Here is a 17,472-nt window from a genome sequence, read left to right as displayed (position 1 = left end):
CCAGCAAACACGGCTCCAGATGTGGTTCCAACGGGAACGACTTATACCTGGACAGTTACTGCACCAGTAGGAGTGAGTGGAGCATCAAATCAAGCTACACCACAAACGAGTATCAGCCAAACCTTATCGAATTCCACATCAACATCACTAGATGTGGTGTATACCGTTACGGCTTCAGTGGGTACAACACCTACCGTTTGTACAGCGAGTTTTACAATCACGGTCACGGTTAATCCAGAACCACTAATTGCGGATGTCACTCAAGTGATATGTTCAATGGATACTTTTACGTTTACGCCAACAAACACGCTTCCAGATGTTGTTCCAACAGGAACGACCTACACGTGGAGTGTGGCTGCACCAGCAGGAGTTACGGGAGCATCAAATCAAACAACACCACAAACGAGTATCAGTCAGACGCTCATCAATACAAACGCAACCCCACAAGATGTGGTGTATACTGTTACGGCCTCGGTGGGTACAGCTCCTACTATTTGTACGGACAGCTTTAGCATTACTGTTACGGTTAATCCAAATCCACAAATTGCGGCGGTAACCCAAAGTATTTGTTCTGCGGAAACCTTCACCGTTACGCCAACCAATACGGCACCCGATGTAGTTCCCACAGGAACAACCTACACGTGGAGTGTAACTGCACCAGTAGGAATAACAGGAGCATCGAATCAAGCGACACCACAAACGAGCATCAGTCAGACCCTAACCAATACCACGGTAGCAAGTCTTGATGTGGTGTATACGGTCACGGCTAGTTTTGGTGTGGCTCCAAATGTGTGTAGTAGTACCTTTACCATTACGGTGAGTGTGACTCCAAATCCACAAATTGCGGATGTCACCCAAACAATTTGTTCAACGGACACTTTCACAGTTACGCCAGCCAACACGCTTCCAGATGTGGTTCCCACAGGAACGACCTACACGTGGAGTGCGGCTGCACCAGCAGGAGTTACGGGGGCATCGAATCAAACAACACCACAAACGAGTATCAGTCAAACGCTAACCAACACCACGAGTTCTGCTCTTGATGTGGTATATACGGTCACTGCCTCGGTAGGCACGGCTCCGAATGTTTGTACCGATACGTTCACTATAACTGTCACGGTGAATCCAAAACCGAGTATTACCAATCAAACAGCGGTTATTTGTACGGGTTCTACCTTTACGATAAGCCCCACGGATACCCCGCCGAATGTTGTTCCACTAGGAACAACCTATACGTGGACAGTTGCTGCACCAGCAGGAATTACGGGAGCAGCCGATCAACTACTACCACAAGCAAACATCAGTCAAACCTTAAACAATACGACAAACACGGCCATAAATGTGGTGTATACAGTGACTGCTAGTTCGGGAATTACACCAACGGCATGCACGAGTACTTTTACCATCACCGTTACCGTTAATCCGAGTCCGCTTATTGCCAATATCACCCAAACGATTTGTTCGGCTACGGCCTTTTCGGTTACTCCGACTAACACACTTCCAGATGTAGTTCCAACAGGCACGAGCTATACGTGGAGCGTTGCTACGCCAACAGGAATTACCGGAGCGTCAAATCAAGCAACACCACAAACGAGCATCAGTCAGACGTTAACCAATACAACAAGTGCAGCGATAAATGTAATTTATACAGTAACGGCTACTTCAGGCGTGGCACCAAATACGTGTACGGGAAGTTTTACCATTACGGTTACTGTTAACCCTAGACCAAGTATTGCCAACACGGTACAAACGATTTGTTCGGCAGACACCTTTACGGTTCTACCAACCAATACAGCACCTGATGTTGTTCCAACAGGAACAACCTATACGTGGAGTGTAACAGCACCAACAGGAATAACAGGAGCATCGAATCAGACCACACCACAAACCACCATTAGTCAGACTTTAGAGAATACAACTACTAGTCCCCTTACAGTGGTGTACACGGTTACGGCTACCTCGGGTGTTGCTCCTATAGAATGTTTAGCCACTTTTACAGTGAGTGTCACCGTGCGTCCAGTACCTACGGCGAGTATTGCAGGCGATAGTGTGCTTTGTCCTTCCACAGAGGCGACCGTTACTTTTAACGGAACACCAGGAGCTACCGTAGAATATACCGTTGATGGTTCAGCAGTTCAAACCTTAGAGCTAGACGGTTCTGGTTTTGGATCGTTAACCGATACCTATACAACTACTACAGTTATTACTTTAGTAGGTGTTTTTAGTGGTACAAATCCTACTTGTTCGGCTGTTTTAAACCAAAGTGTAACCCTTACGGTTTCACCAGCACCGGTGATTAATACGCCAGCGGATTTAGTAAATTGTGATGATAATAACGATGGGATAAGTATTTTTGATTTAACGCAAACCATTGCTTTTATCACGGGTGGCAATCCTAATGTCACGGTTACTTTTCATGAAACCATGCAAGATGCGTTGTTAGGAGGAGCTCCAATACCGACTCCTGGGAATTACACTTCGATAACTCCGAGTGTACAGATTATTTATATACGAGTAGTCAATACGGGCACGACAGATTGTCCATCGGTGACAACTTTTAATTTAATTGTGAATCCGTATCCGATAATTAATACCACTCCAACAGCTTATCCATTATGCGATTGGAATTCAGATGGCCAAGAGGTCTTTAATTTAACGACCACCATTACAGGTATTTTAGACGGATTAGACCCGGCCTTACATACGGTTACGTTTTATGCCACAGAAGCAGAGGCAGAAGCAGCAACTCCGCAATTAACGGGCATCGCTGCTTATTTAAGCAGTTCCCAAACCATTTGGGTTCGGGTAGAGGTGATTGCCACGGGTTGTTATGATGTAGCTCCTTTAGAGCTTATTGTTAATGCTTTACCTATTGCAAACATTCCAACGCCTTTATCGCTTTGTGATGTCAATAACCCAGGCGATGAGCGAGAGACTTTCGATTTAACGTTAGCTATTGATGATATTGTTGGAGCTCAAGAAGGCTTAGAGGTGAGTTTTCACTTAACCTTAGCCCAAGCCCAAGCGGGTACGGATGCTTTACCAACCACGTATACCAATACGTCGAATGCACAAGCTATTCATGTTCGGGTCTTTGATCCGGTAACGGGATGTTATGCAACGACCTTGTTGGATTTACGGGTAGAGCCTTTACCGTTTTTATTTCCAATAGCACCAACGGAGTTGTGTGATGAGAATAATGATGGCTTGGCAAGTTTTGATTTAGCGGCATTAATTGCGCCACTGCTCAACGGAGCTTCGCCTTTGGATATTACGGTAACCTTCCATGAAACCCAGCAACAAGCTCAGGATGGTTCAGATAGCATTGACACGACTATTTTATACGCCAGTATCGAACAAGGTCAACAGACTTTATATGTTCGGGCCGAGGATAATCTAACGGGATGTTTTAGTATCCGAGCGATAAGCTTGGTGGTTAATCCAAGACCGGAGATGCCTACATTGGACAACCTAACTCTGTGTGATACGGATAACAATACACAAAACGGATTAAGTCGCTTTGATTTAACGGTTCAAACACCAGTAATTTTAGCGGCACAACCCCAAGGAGCTTCTGCTTATCAGGTACGTTATTATACGACAGAGCAAAATGCGGTGGATAATATAGCTTGGATTGCCAATCCAGCAAGTTATGCCAATACGAGTAATCCACAAACGATTTGGGTTCGGGTAACTGATTTAGCAACGGGTTGTTTTGAAACGGGTAGTTTTGAGCTTATTGTGGATATTCCACTAGCCTTAACTTTCCCTACACCACTTAGTTTATGTGATGAGTCGTTGCCAAATGATGGCTTTACGTTATTTGATTTAACGATTCGAGATAATGACATTACCCAAGGATTAGGCGGCTATACGGTAACGTATTATCCAAATTATCAAAATGCGTTGGATGATATCAATGCGATACAGAACCCACAAACCTATACCAATGCCATTGTAACGGTTCAGACTTTAGGGGTTCGGGTAACTTCGCCAGCGGGTTGTCATAGTTATACGACCTTGACCATTCGGGTGTTACCACTTCCAGAGCCACGCACTATGCCAGAAGCGTTAGAGGCTTGTGATGATAATAATCCAGGTGATGGAATTGAGGTTTTTGATTTAACCCTTCGGGCCAATTATATTTTAAATGGAGCGAGTTTAACAGAGTTTGCACTGACCTATTATGAAAATGAGTCGGATGCCAATGCTGCCATTAATGAAATTCTAGACCCAGCGAATTATAGTAATACGACACCAAACACGCAAACGATTTGGGTTCGGGTTACTAGAATCCCAGGAGTAAACGAGCCGAGTTGTTATCAATTAGTCGAATTACAATTGATTGTGAATCCGCTTCCAATCATTGCTGAGAGTCCAATAGCCTTTTACCAATGTGAACCGATAGATGATTTTGCGATGGCTTTTGTGCTTAGTACGATGAATCCTAGGGTTTTAGGAACAACACAAGCAGCCGCAGATTATACGGTGAGTTATTATTTAACAGCGGCAGATGCTTTAGCAGGAACACCATCGCTTCCAAACGTGTATACCAATATTAGTTCGCCTCAAACCATTTATGTGCGCGTAGTGAACAACGACACAGGTTGTGTGAATGCTACGGGAGAAGTTATTTTGGAAGTAGAAGAAGGCACACAAGCCAATCCGCTACCAATTGATGCCCCAGAAACTACAGTGTGTGATACAATCGGCGATAATGATGGAATTTACACCTTTGATTTAACAGCAACAGTAAGTCCGCTACTGATTGGAACCAACAACCCGGTGGGCACCACGGTTTATTATTATGAAAATTTAGCCGATGCACAACAAGCCACGGTTGATAACGATTACAGTGGAGCGATTGCTACGCCAGAAGCGTATAATAATACAACGCCACAACAGCAAACCATTTATGCAGTGCTCGTTAATCCAGCTACTAGTAGCAGTTGTCCAACGATTATACCGATACCACTTACCATCTATTTATTACCAGAACCAACACCAGAAGGCGGAACCATCTGTTTAGACCCTGAAACGGGAGAACTTTTAAACGATTTTACACTAGACAGTAATTTAGATCCGCTGACCCATACTTTTGTATGGACTGATGCACAAGGAGTAGAAGTAGGCACAACAGCAAGTATTACGGTCACCGAGCCGGGAGTTTATACAGTTGTGGCAACCAACAGTGTAACAGGCTGTGTTTCTGAGCCAACAACAGCAGAGGTTATTTATTCACAACAAGCGGTGGTCACCTATCAGGTGAGCAATTACTTTAGCGAGAACCAAACCATCACGGTGATTGCTACGGGAGTTACCACGCCAAACCAGAATAACGGTAATTATTTGTATAGTATTGATTATGGCCCTTTCCAAACTAGTAATGTGTTTACTAATGTTAGCTCAGGCTGGCATTATATTACGGTTCAGGATACCAATGGCTGTTTAGATACGACTATCCAAGCCTTTATCATTGATTATCCAAAGTTCTTTACGCCAAATGGTGATGGACAAAATGACACTTGGAATATATTTAGCCTTCGGGACGTTAATCCTAACGCAAAAATTTATATATTTGACCGCTACGGAAAATTCATCAAGCAAATTAGTCCATTAGGAGTAGGATGGGACGGAACCTTCAACGGAGAGGCCCTTCCTTCAACCGATTACTGGTTTAGCGTTGAATATGAAGAGCAAGGAGACGCAAAAGTGTTTAGAGCACATTTTTCATTAAAAAGATAAAAGCCCATGAATCTTAAACTCAAAAAAAAGTATTTATTACTATTATTTATTTTTACACAAGCGGTTTATTCGCAAGAGGGAATTGCTGTGTATTCAGATTATTTAACCGATAATTATTATTTAATTCACCCCTCAATGGCAGGTGCCGCTAATTGTGGAAAACTACGATTAACCGGGAGAGGACAGTGGTTTGGACAAGAAGATGCTCCACGATTGAGTACTTTAAGTTTCAATACTAGTGTAGGTGAACGTTCTGGAGTAGGTGCCATTTTGTTTTCAGATAAAAATGGATATCATTCACAAAAAGGAGTAAAACTTACTTATGCTCACCATATTATGTTTTCTAGAAGTGAGTTAGATTTAAATCAACTTTCTTTTGGTATTAGTGGAGCAGTAATACAAAGCCAATTGGACGAAACGAGTTTTGAAGAATTTGACCCAATTATTGGCGGAATTTATCAAAAAGATTCTTATTTCAATATCGACTTAGGAGCTTCGTATAACTATTTGGAGTTTTACACTCACTTTACTATAAAAAATGCGATGGCAAACGTAAGAAGAGAAATTTACACGGAGTTTGAATCGGATAATTTGAGAAAATACTTGTTTAGTGCAGGTTATGTATTTGGTAATAGTGACCAATTGCAATGGGAGCCTTCTGTTTTATTTCAATTAGTAGAAGAAACCAAAGAGAAATCAATTGATTTGAATTTAAAAGTATATAAAGATTTAGAATTCGGAAAAATGTGGGGTGGATTATCTTATAGAAGAAGTATGGATGGAGCTCAATATCAAGATGGAGCTTCTGTTTCTGATCAACGTTTACAGTATATCACACCTATTATTGGGGTAAATTACAATCAGTTTATGTTTGCCTATACGTATTCTTATTTGACTGGAAATGTGCGTTTTGATACCGCTGGTTTCCATCAAATTACTCTGGGGATGAATTTATTCTGTAAAAGAGAGAAATATCAATGTAATTGTCCTGCCATTAACTAGTAGAAATACAAAAACTTATTTTCCCTATGTTTGAAAAAGCATAGGGATTTTTAATTATTTTTTAATTATGATTATAAAAGCTGTTAACGGAAAGGCTCCTCAAATTCCAGCCGATTGTTATATTGCTGAAAATGCTACTGTCGTTGGCGATGTTCAGTTTGGCGAGCAGTGTAGTGTTTGGTTTAATGCTGTAGTTCGTGGTGATGTTCATTTTATTAAAATTGGAAATAAAGTGAACATTCAAGATGGAGCGATTATTCATTGTACTTATCAAAAACATCCAACTATTATTGGAAACCATGTTTCAATTGGTCATAATGCCATTGTGCACGGCTGTACAATACACGATAATGTTTTGATTGGAATGGGCGCCATTGTAATGGATAATTGTGTGATAGAAAGCAATTCAATCATTGCTGCGGGTGCTGTAGTTACTCAAAACACACGTGTTGAATCGGGTTCAATTTATGCTGGTGTTCCGGCAAAAAAAGTGAAAGAAATTAATCAATCTGATTTTGCAGGTGAAATTGAACGAATTTCTACCAATTATGTGATGTATTCTAATTGGTTTAAAGAAGATTAAAAATCGGCTTCGATAATAATATAAGAAGAACCAATTATCTTTTTTAGAACACTCGGATTGGTGTTGGTATAAAAAATAGCCGAACTAGTCTTGGCATTACTTAAATTATTATTCTCTGATAAAACATTTTTAGTTTGTAAAGCCACTGCTTCACCCGAGTCTATAATTTGGATATGTTTAGGGATAATTTTCTTGATTTGGGGTATCAAATACGGATAATGACTACAACCCAATACAAGGTAATCGATGTTTTTCTTAATCATCGGACTAATATATTTTATCAGTAATTGCGTCATTTCTTCCGATTCAATTTGACCTTCTTCGATTAGCTGAACGAGACCATGGCCGACTTGTTCAATTATTTTAGTGTTGGGATAGTTGAGCACCGCTTGATTGAATAACTCGCTGTTTAAAGTGCCTTTTGTTGCTAAAATTCCAATAGTATTTGTACTCGACTTATTTGCTGCTGGCTTGATGGCCGGTTCAATTCCAATGAAAGGAACATCGTAAGAACTTCTTAATTCTTTAATCGCATTGGTTGTGGCAGTGTTGCATGCTACTACAATTATTTTTGCATTATTATTAAGTAAAAATTCGGTATTCTTTCTACTCAAATGAATAATTTCTTCTTTTGATTTTAGACCATAAGGTGCATTTTTGCTGTCGGCTAAATAAATAGTATCTTCATTTGGTAGCAAAGCATGAATTTCCTTCCAGATAGAGGTTCCGCCAATACCAGAATCAAATAGTCCAATTGGGTTTGAATGATGCATCTGACAAAATTAAAAAAAAACTGCTCAATTCCATCTACATGGCTGAGCAGTTTTTTTATTTAAGTTAAGTTTTTTTAGAAACCTAAATCTTTTTTTACATCTGAGGTTAAATCTGTACCATCAGCATAAATAGCAGAATTCACGTCGAATACGTAATTGTATCCTTTTGCTTTTCCTACTTTTGCAATCGATGCTTTGATTTTATCCATTAATGGTTTCGCTAAATCACCTTCTTTTTTCTGTAATTCTTTTTGAGCTGTTTCTCTGTAATCACGGATCCTTTTTTCCATGTCTTGTACTTCTTTAGCTCTATCTTCGTTTACTTTAACAGTTACAGTTGAAGATTCTTCGTCATACTTTTTCAATTTAGCATAATATTCATCAGCCATCGTTTTAAACTCTGCATCATATTGTTTGCTTAAATTTTCTAATTGTTTTTGAGCTTCAATCATAGCTGGCATTTTACTAATCAACTCATTTGTGTCTACATGGGCAAGTTTAGATTGTGCCGTTATCGTTTGGCTTGCACCAATGAATAAAAAAGTAGCAATTAAAAAAGTCTTCATTTGTTTCATCATTTCTAGTTATTATAATTAATTATTGTTTTTGTTTTCTTCTTTGTTCTCTTCGGTAGGTTCTTTTTGTTTTTCTCTTTCTTTTTTAGCGGCTTCGCGTTCCGCTAGAATTTTTTGTTTCCGATCTTCCAATTGTTGTTTACGTTCATCCAATTTTCGTTGTCTCTCTGCGTCTGCCTGTTTCTTTACATCAGCGGCTGCTGCTTTTGGGTCTGCTGTTTTTTCTTCTGTAGTTTCCGTTTCGGATTTTTTCTCACCCGATTCTTTTCCTTCAACATCCGTATCTGTTTTCTCTTTATCAGAAACTGTGCCATTCTTTTTAGCTTCCCGATCATCTAAGAGTTTTTTTCGTCGCTCTTCGTAATCTTTCTTCTTTTGTTCGGTAAGATTTTTACGTGCTTCTACAATACTGTCGCGTTTGGCTTGTCTTTCATCTAATACTTTCTGACGTGCTTCTTTATCAGGATTGGTGTCTTCGGCATAATCTTGAATTCGTTCTTTCTCTTCTAACGCTTTCAATTCTTTTTTGCTCATTTGCTCACGCTTAGAGGCTCTGGTTAAAGAGCGAATAACTTGGTCGCTGATGTCATGTCTTTTCGCAGCAAATAGGATAGTTAAATCAGAAGATTTGTCTAAAATAAAATCATATTTTTTAAGTTCAGCAATATCTTGAACCGCAGTAAATACTTGATCTTGAATAGGTTTAACTAAAACCGCTTTTTGAACGACCAAATCGCCATTAGGACCAAATCTTTTTTGCTGATAAGCTAAAAGTTCATTTTCTAGATAGGTGATTTCTTCTTCTCTTTCCTCTATTAATTCCTTAGTTAATAGCACTTTTTCGCTATTTAAAGCTTCTTTTACGGTACTGATTTCATTTTTTTTGGTCTCAATATCTAATTTCCACTTTTGAGCTTTTTGTTCTAGTTGGTTTTTAGCTTCGGTATAATCGGGAACATTTTGGAGAATATATTCCATATCGATATACCCAATTCGAATACCTCGAGATTGAGCAATACTAATTGTGCTTGTCAAAGTCAAAAACAGGATAAAAACTAATTTCTTCATACTTTAATAATTATAATGTAAATATAACAGAAATTAACAATTAAAATTGTTGTCCAATGATAAAATGTGTCTCCCACCCATTTTTTTGTGTAAGTCCTGGTATCGCATCAAAGCCATAACCAAAGTCAATTCCTAATAATCCGAACGCTGGCATAAATACTCTCAAACCAAAACCAGCAGAGCGTTGCATCACAAATGGGTTGTATTCTTTAAGCGAATTATAAGATGCTCCTGCCTCGGCAAAGCCTAATACATAAATAGATGCCGCCGATTTTAAAGTTAATGGATACCGAAGTTCCATCGAGAATTTATTATAAACTACGCCTCCATCTTGTCCAGATAAAGAGAAGTTTGGATAACCTCGCAATTGAATTACATCACGGCCATCTAGGGTAATATTGGCCAAGCCATCTCCGCCTAAAAAGAATCGTTCAAACGGAATAACACCTCTATCTTGGTTGTACGCTCCTAAATATCCAAATTCACCTAACGTTCTCAATACTAACGCATTTTGATTGTTTCCGGCTAGTTTGGTATACCAATCACCTTTTAATTTAATTTTATAAAATTCTAACCAATAAAATGATTTTTGATCTACTTTTCCAATATCAACTGCTGCATCTTGATAATTTTCTACTGGGTTACCTGTTTCGTCTAGATAAGTTCCAATAGGCATATTGTCTCCTGTTGTTGGATTTTGAACAACTGTAGTTGTTTTTACTTTGTATTCCTCTTGATTCGGTAAATCTTTGTAATCTATATTATTAAAGAGCGAATAAGGAGGAGAGAATTTTGCTGTAACAGAAAATTCAGATCCATAAACCGGAAATATTGGGTTGACACCTTTATTATTTCTACTTAACGAAATAAAATAAGAAAGATTTCGAGAAGTTCCATTAGGGAAAGTAAATAGATTGGTCGTATAATTATTTAATTGATAATATTGAAAGCTAACTCCTTGAGATAAAGTAAAGAAATCATCTGGTACTTGTAATCTTTTGGCTGTTCCTACTGCTAACGAAGTAATGTTAAAACTTCTACTTTTATCGACACGGTTACTCTGGAAATTATTTAAGAATTGCTTACTATGCGATATCGAAGTTGAAAACTGCATTGGTTTTCTTCCGCCAAACCAAGGTTCAGAAAAAGACAAACTATAGGTTTGAAAAAAGGTACTTCCTTGTAAACGCAAAGACATTCGCTGGCCATCACCCATTGGTAAAGGTTTGTAGGCATCTTTATTAAAAATATTTCGGACAGAAAAGTTATTAAAAGAAAGGCCTAATGTACCAATAAATCCGCCGCCACCATAACCTCCTTGTAATTCAATTTGACTCGAACCTTTTTCAACTAAATTATATTCAATATCAACTGTTCCCGCTGCAGCATCTACATTTTTGAATTTTGGGTCAATCGCTTCTGGGTCAAAAAAGCCCAATTGACCAATCTCACGAATGGTTCTAATCAACGATTCTTTACTATAAATTTGTCCAGGTTTAGTTCTTAATTCACGGTAAATTACGTGGTCATTGGTTTTGTCGTTTCCAACTACCGTAATTTTATTAAAATATGCTAACGGACCTTCCATGATTCTGATTTCAAAATCAATAGTGTCATTTACGGTTCTAACTTCTACCGGGTTGATAGTTGAAAAAAGGTAACCGTTGTTTTGGTATAAGTTCGTAATATCATCTGCATCGGGGCTCTTTTTGTTGGCTATTCGATCTTGCAACAAAACACCATTATAAGTATCTCCTTTTTTAATTCCTAATAAACGGTTTAGACCTTGGTCTGTATATATCGTGTTTCCTAAGAATTTAATATCACCAAAATAATATTTTCTGCCTTCTTCAATTTTCATTTTAATGGCAATGGTGTTGTCTTCTTTTTTATATTGAACACTGTCATATACAATACGGGCGTCACGATAACCGATACTTTTGTATTTATCGACAATGCTAATTAAATCTTGACTGTAATCTTGGGGAATGAATTTTGAGCCTTTCCAGAATCGAACAAAGAGTTTCTCTTTTGTTTTTTTCATAGCAGATTTAATATTCTTATCAGACAAGGTTTGGTTTCCTTCAATATCGATATTAGAAATCTTGACTTTACTGCCTTTGTCAACATTTATGACCATTTTTACTAAATTGCCATTTGTTGTATCTGGAATAATGTTGGCGGCCACTTTTGTGTTATAAAAACCGTCTTTTTGATATTTTTTCTCAATAAAGTTTTTAGAAGTCGTAATTAAATTCTCATTCACCACTTTGCCTTTTGTTAAAGCGAGTTCTTTGAGTAATTCTTCATTTTTCTTCTTTTTTAAACCAATAATTTTAGCTTCACTTAATTTAGGAAGTTCCACTAAGCTTAGTTCAAGAAAAATACTGTCGCCTCTTATTTCATTGATGTACACATCAATATCGCTAAAAAGACCTAGTTTTCCTAGTTTTTTGATAGCCGAACTAATCTCTTCACCTGGGACAATAATTTTTTGCCCTTTTTCAAGTCCCGCAAAAGTAATTACGGTTTGCTGGTTAAAAGTAAGTTTGCCCGTTACTTCTACATTACCTAGTATGTATTGAGAACCTCTTTCATAAGGGGTTGTATCTTGTGCGTTTACTTGAAAAATACTTCCCAAAAGAAGTAGCATAATAAAGGTAGTACTATTTCTCAACAATACGTTATTATTTAATTTGTTCACTTGTTTTTCCAAACCGTCTTTCTCTTTTTTGATAACTAATAATAGCTTCATATAAATTTTCTTCTGTAAAATCAGGCCATAAAACATCTGTAAAATATAATTCTGCATAGGCAATCTGCCAAAGCAAGAAATTACTAATTCGATGTTCTCCGCTAGTTCTAATCAATAAATCTACATCTGGCAAATTGTGCGTGTAAAGATGTTGATTTATAATTGTTTCATCAATACTCTCTGATGAAATTATATTATTTTTAACTTTATCACTAATTGTTTTGATTGCAGAAATCAACTCTTCTCTGGCTCCGTAGCTTAAAGCGAGGGTCAATGTCATGCGTTGATTGTCTTTGGTTTTGTTAATTACTTCTAAAAGTTCTTTTTGAGCCGACTTAGGTAGCAAGGCCAAGTTTCCAATAGAATTTAACTTTATTTCATTCTCTTGCAGTGTTTTCAATTCGCTTTTTAACGATTTGATTAATAAATTCATTAAAAGATCTACTTCTATTTTAGGGCGATTCCAATTTTCTGTCGAAAAAGCATATAATGTCAAGTTTTTTATTCCCAGTTTGGCACAGCTTTCTACTGTTTGCCGAACGGATTTAGTGCCATTTTCATGACCTATTGCTCTAATCAATCCCTTTTGTTTGGCCCATCGGCCATTGCCGTCCATGATAATGGCCAGGTGATTAGGTAAGTTGTGTTTATTTATCTGTTCTTCTAACATTTTTATTAATCGGGACAATAACAAGGGTTTTCTCCAAAGGTATATGTGAGCATAAAACCAGTAAAAACATACCAATCATTACTATTTATATTTCCAAACTGTAAGGAAGTTAAGTTTTCATTTTTGGGATTGCTACCATCTAAGTTGTCTGTAAAAGCAAAGCGAGCACCCGCTTCTAAACTTAGGATAAAACGTCTGTTCAGTTTTGCTTTTACCCCTAAAACCATCGGAATAGCAAGAGCTCCAGCTGTATAATCTTCTTTAACCTCCTTATCAATATAATATAATTCTTTATAGGAGAAATAATTAATACCGGTGTAAACATAAGGTGTGAATTGAGAACCTAACTTATGTAAATCAAATTCGAAAAAATTAAATTCTAAACCAGCCGAAAATTCATGAATATTGTTTTTAAAGCTCAGTCCTCTTTCATATCTGTCTGGCATATCAGAGTCTAAATCGTCTGATGAAATTTTGCCATACGTATAGGAAAATCGGTATGAATGACGCGTACTTCTGTTCCATCTATATACAAAACCAAGGGCTACGTCGTGTGGAGCAATGTAGGTTGTTGGACCAACATCTCCAATATAGTTGCTTCCTCCTAAAAAAAAGCCAATTTCATTAATTTGAGCTTTTATTAAGGTGCTTGACAAGAGAAAAAACAATAAAATAAACAATCTATTCATCGGTTTTGAAATAGCGTGCAAATATAACAATTATGACTAGGTAAAAGTCATTAAATCGCTTATTTATCACAAATTAATTTCAAAAAAAACGGAAATAAATAGCGAGTAGTATAGTTATATCACTATTTTTTTAAAAAATCGGTTAATTTCGTTGGTCCATTCCCCATAAAAGTTTGGTTCGAAGCGTACTGATAAAGGTTTCATCTTGAATTTCGACCATGTTAATGGTAAAAGGTGTTTTTTTAATGGTCAATACCGTATTGTTGTTCATTGTGGCAATCCGACTGTCTAAAGAAACCAAATAGTGTGGCTCTCTGCTAATGACGCGTAATTTGATTTCGGTGCCATCTGGAATTACTAACGGACGGGCATTGAGGTTGTGCGGAGCAATAGGGGTAATGACCAAACTTTTAACGGTAGGTGTTAAAACGGGGCCGCCACAACTGAGAGAATAGCCTGTAGAGCCAGTAGGGGTAGATATAATTAAGCCATCTGCCCAATATGACGTTAGGTATTCACCATCTAGATGGGTTTCTACCGTTATCATCGAAGTGGTATCTTTTCTACTTACCACGATTTCATTTAAAGCAAAATTAATGTCTTCTATCGCTTCATTTTTAGGACTGCTTTCGATGCTCACTAAGCTTCTGCAAGAAACCGTGTAGTTTCGGTCTAATATAAGTTGTAAAAAAAGCTCGATTTTTTCTTTTTTTACTTTGGCTAAAAAGCCTAATCTTCCGGCATTAATACCGATAATCGGAATGCCTGAATCTCGGACATAAGTTACTGCTCTTAAGATAGTTCCATCTCCGCCAATACTAATCAAAAGATCAAAACTTGCATCTAAATCTTGATGTGATGAAAAAGTTTGGTATTCCTTTTTTAGAATGTTTTCTTGATATAAAATACTTAAAAAGGATTGCTCAATCACTAAATCAACTGCATTTTTCTTAAAAAAAACAAGGATATCTTTAATGATTGGTCGCGTATCATTTTGATAATATTGACCAAAAATAGCAATTTTCATACGTTATATGTTTAAGTATTTGTTTAAATAATCCGAACGTTCTTTGAGGTTGTTCAGATAGCTGTCTTCTTGATGTTCTGAGATGATTTCGTAATTAAACCGTCTAAAAGTCTGAATAATTTCATTCATTCCGCCCAACGAAATTTTAATCGTTACTTGAATAAAATCAGCATTGGCCTCCGAAATAAATAAGCCTAACATTTTTCCGTTATTGGTTTCTACAATTTGGGCAATTTGACTCATCGAGAAATCGGTAATTGCTTTTTTAACAATGATAATGCCTCCTTGTTCTCGCAAAAAGGGAGTTTCTGCAAAAAACTGGACAATATCGCTTAATTCATAATAGCCAATATACTTGTTTTGTTCATTTAAAACCGGAACTAAATTGGTGTGATTTTGAGCAAAAACTTCTAAAACATCGAGCCAAATCATTGTATTTCGGGCAAAAAAACCCTCAAGTGTATAGCGATACTCTTGGATGGTTTTATGCTTTTCAAAAGTTACAACATCATCGGCGGCAATACTGCCAATATAAATGTTCTCTTCAATAATTGGAAAATGAGAAAAAGTTAAATCGGAAAAAAAATCTTGAACAAAACTTACTTTTTCGCTACTCTCAAACGCTTTGAAGTCGTTGTTGATATAATTTGTTATTTCTAACATAGCTTTTATTTTCGTTGCAAATTAATCAAAAAAACCGATAAATTAGGTCGTTTAACTTCGTATTTTTGTAATCGATACATAATTTAATCGATAAAGCCTTATGACAAAGTTAAGTGTAAATATTAATAAAATTGCAACCCTCAGAAATTCTCGAGGCGGAAGTATGCCCAACGTCGTTCAAGTAGCCAAAGATGTTCAGAAATTTGGGGCTCATGGCGTAACCATTCATCCACGTCCAGACGAACGCCATATTCGCTATCAAGATGCTCGCGATTTAAAATCAGTGGTGTATACCGAGTTTAATATTGAAGGTAATCCCGTTGCTAAATTCATGGATTTGGTCTTGGAAGTAAAACCTACGCAAGTCACTTTAGTTCCTGATGCGGATGATGCCTTGACTTCTAATGCGGGTTGGGATACCTTGAAACACAAAGATTTTCTGATTGAAATTATTCAGGAATTTAAACGAAATAACATTCGAACTTCGCTTTTTGTCGACCCTGTTTTAGAAATGGTAGAAGGTGCAAAAATCATCGGGGCAGACCGAATCGAATTATATACCGAGCATTTTGCTCACCAATATGGATTGGGAAACGAGAATGGAATTCAACCCTATGTTGATGCCGCGGTTTTAGCTACTCAATTAGAATTAGGAATTAATGCAGGACACGATTTGAGTTTGGATAATATTCAGTTTTTTAAACAAAACATTCCCGGTTTGTTAGAAGTTTCTATCGGTCATGCGTTGATCTGCGAATCGCTTTATCTCGGAATTGAAAACGTGGTAAATATGTATTTGCACAAATTAAAGTAGGCTATTCTAATTTGATGATTACGGGTAAGATAAATTCCGTTTTCACCGGAATTCCCTCTTTTTGAGCGGGTTCAATTTTAGGAAAATTAGTTAAACGCGTTTGAATTAAACTGTCAATTTTTGTTTTAGAATAAGGCAAACTGTCGGTTTTAAATAGCGGTTCAAACGTAATTTCTGAAGTGGCACTTACTTTAACTCGAACTTGAATGGTATCGATGATTCGAGCTTGTTGCGGAAGAGAATCGATTGAAATTTTTTGCTGAATTAAGGTGGTCATAAACGTAAAAAAGCATGCTTTTTTTTGCTCTTTATCTAAAATACTGTCACAACTGGCCACACAAGGATAAACGGTGACTTCATTCCAATCAATTTCTTTCAAGCGTTGCTCTAATAAGTCAGCTTCGGAAGGAACGTGTTTGTCAAAGTAATTACACGAGCCTAAAAGTAGGATAAGCGAAAAAAAAGATAGAATTTTGTTTATGTTGCGTTTATAATCCAATTGCGACCATTTTTAATAAGTCAAATGTAATAAATATTTTATGGATACAGCACTACTTCTACTTAGTTTCCTTTGCATGCTGGTTGGTATTCTTGGAAGTTTTCTTCCTGTTTTGCCCGGCCCACCAATTAGTTGGCTCGGTTTATTGCTGTTGTATTTTACAGAGGCAATCCCAATGAGCTATGCTTTATTGGGCGTAACTTTAGTGATTGCCTTACTCGTGGCTATTTTGGATTATGTCATTCCCGCACAAGGAACCAAGCGTTTTGGCGGAACCAAATACGGCATTTGGGGAACCAACATTGGCTTACTCATTGGCTTAGTAGCACCCATACCTTTTGGGTTTATTATTGGTCCTTTTTTAGGAGCATTCATTGGCGAAATGCTTGCCGAAACCAGTAATCCAAAAAAAGCATTGAAAGCCGCAACTGGTTCTTTTATGGGTTTTCTGGCCTCTACCTTTATGAAGTTTGTGGTTGCCATCATTTTCTTCGGGATTTATTTGGCTAAGGTTTGGGAATATAGAGCGGTGTTTTTTTAACTTAAAAATGATAGTTTCTCTTTGCATAAAAATCACATCAAGAAAAAGCGGAATACTTAAACGCTTCT

Annotated in this window: 14 protein-coding genes; 5 read left to right on the top strand and 9 right to left on the bottom strand. The window is 37.4% G+C overall.

Annotated features, from left to right (window positions below; genetic code table 11):
• From PHR76_RS01910 to PHR76_RS01900, 3 genes are all read left to right on the top strand, one after another.
• The coding region (locus PHR76_RS01910) for a PKD-like domain-containing protein (protein WP_300057867.1) at positions 1-5,745 on the top strand (5,745 nt) is incomplete at its 5' end.
• Between the two features lie 6 nt (positions 5,746-5,751).
• Positions 5,752-6,747, top strand: coding sequence for a type IX secretion system membrane protein PorP/SprF (locus tag PHR76_RS01905; protein ID WP_300057864.1), 996 nt, complete (start codon positions 5,752-5,754; stop codon positions 6,745-6,747).
• Positions 6,748-6,814: 67 nt separating this feature from the next.
• Positions 6,815-7,330 carry a gamma carbonic anhydrase family protein gene (locus PHR76_RS01900; protein ID WP_300057861.1) on the top strand — a complete coding sequence of 172 codons (516 nt, stop codon included), beginning with the start codon at positions 6,815-6,817 and terminating at the stop codon, positions 7,328-7,330.
• Here PHR76_RS01900 and murI read toward each other — a convergent pair.
• From murI to PHR76_RS01860, 8 genes are all read right to left on the bottom strand, one after another.
• Positions 7,327-8,103, bottom strand: a complete 777-nt coding sequence (gene murI, locus PHR76_RS01895; RefSeq protein WP_300057858.1) for a glutamate racemase — start codon at positions 8,101-8,103, stop codon at positions 7,327-7,329. The genes PHR76_RS01900 and murI overlap by 4 nt on opposite strands.
• A 74-nt stretch (positions 8,104-8,177) precedes the next feature.
• Positions 8,178-8,678, bottom strand: coding sequence for an OmpH family outer membrane protein (locus PHR76_RS01890; protein ID WP_300057856.1), 501 nt, complete (start codon positions 8,676-8,678; stop codon positions 8,178-8,180).
• A gap of 18 nt (positions 8,679-8,696) precedes the next feature.
• The gene (locus PHR76_RS01885) at positions 8,697-9,746 is read right to left on the bottom strand and encodes an OmpH family outer membrane protein (RefSeq protein ID WP_300057854.1); all 1,050 of its coding nucleotides are present in this window, start codon (positions 9,744-9,746) and stop codon (positions 8,697-8,699) included.
• A gap of 40 nt (positions 9,747-9,786) precedes the next feature.
• The gene (locus PHR76_RS01880; protein WP_300057851.1) at positions 9,787-12,501 is read right to left on the bottom strand and encodes a POTRA domain-containing protein; all 2,715 of its coding nucleotides are present in this window, start codon (positions 12,499-12,501) and stop codon (positions 9,787-9,789) included.
• A complete protein-coding gene (locus tag PHR76_RS01875) occupies positions 12,434-13,171 on the bottom strand; it encodes an isoprenyl transferase (RefSeq protein WP_300057848.1) in 738 nt (245 codons plus the stop codon). The genes PHR76_RS01880 and PHR76_RS01875 overlap by 68 nt, the downstream gene beginning before the upstream one ends.
• Before the next feature lie 5 nt (positions 13,172-13,176).
• Complete coding sequence (locus tag PHR76_RS01870; RefSeq protein ID WP_300057845.1) at positions 13,177-13,860, bottom strand: DUF6089 family protein; 684 nt, start codon at positions 13,858-13,860, stop codon at positions 13,177-13,179.
• A 142-nt stretch (positions 13,861-14,002) separates the two neighbouring features.
• The gene (locus PHR76_RS01865; protein WP_300057842.1) at positions 14,003-14,887 is read right to left on the bottom strand and encodes an NAD kinase; all 885 of its coding nucleotides are present in this window, start codon (positions 14,885-14,887) and stop codon (positions 14,003-14,005) included.
• A gap of 3 nt (positions 14,888-14,890) precedes the next feature.
• On the bottom strand, positions 14,891-15,550 hold the full coding sequence (locus PHR76_RS01860) for a CBS domain-containing protein (protein ID WP_300057839.1): 660 nt from the start codon (positions 15,548-15,550) through the stop codon (positions 14,891-14,893).
• 100 nt (positions 15,551-15,650) lie between these two features.
• Here PHR76_RS01860 and PHR76_RS01855 point away from each other — a divergent pair, with 100 nt between their 5' ends.
• Positions 15,651-16,364: a pyridoxine 5'-phosphate synthase gene (locus tag PHR76_RS01855; RefSeq protein WP_300057836.1), complete on the top strand. Its 714-nt coding sequence runs from the start codon at positions 15,651-15,653 to the stop codon at positions 16,362-16,364.
• Position 16,365: 1 nt separating this feature from the next.
• Here the strand turns inward: PHR76_RS01855 and PHR76_RS01850 are convergent, their stop codons facing one another.
• Complete coding sequence (locus PHR76_RS01850) at positions 16,366-16,863, bottom strand: hypothetical protein (RefSeq protein WP_300057834.1); 498 nt, start codon at positions 16,861-16,863, stop codon at positions 16,366-16,368.
• A gap of 40 nt (positions 16,864-16,903) precedes the next feature.
• Between PHR76_RS01850 and PHR76_RS01845 the strand changes: the two genes are divergently transcribed.
• A complete protein-coding gene (locus tag PHR76_RS01845) occupies positions 16,904-17,404 on the top strand; it encodes a DUF456 domain-containing protein (protein ID WP_300057831.1) in 501 nt (166 codons plus the stop codon).
• Positions 17,405-17,472 lie beyond the last annotated feature (68 nt).

This window comes from Flavobacterium sp., from assembly GCF_028689845.1.
Taxonomy (GTDB): domain Bacteria; phylum Bacteroidota; class Bacteroidia; order Flavobacteriales; family Flavobacteriaceae; genus Flavobacterium.
Note: the sequence above shows the minus strand (reverse complement) of the source record. Positions and strands in the feature narration are given on the sequence as shown.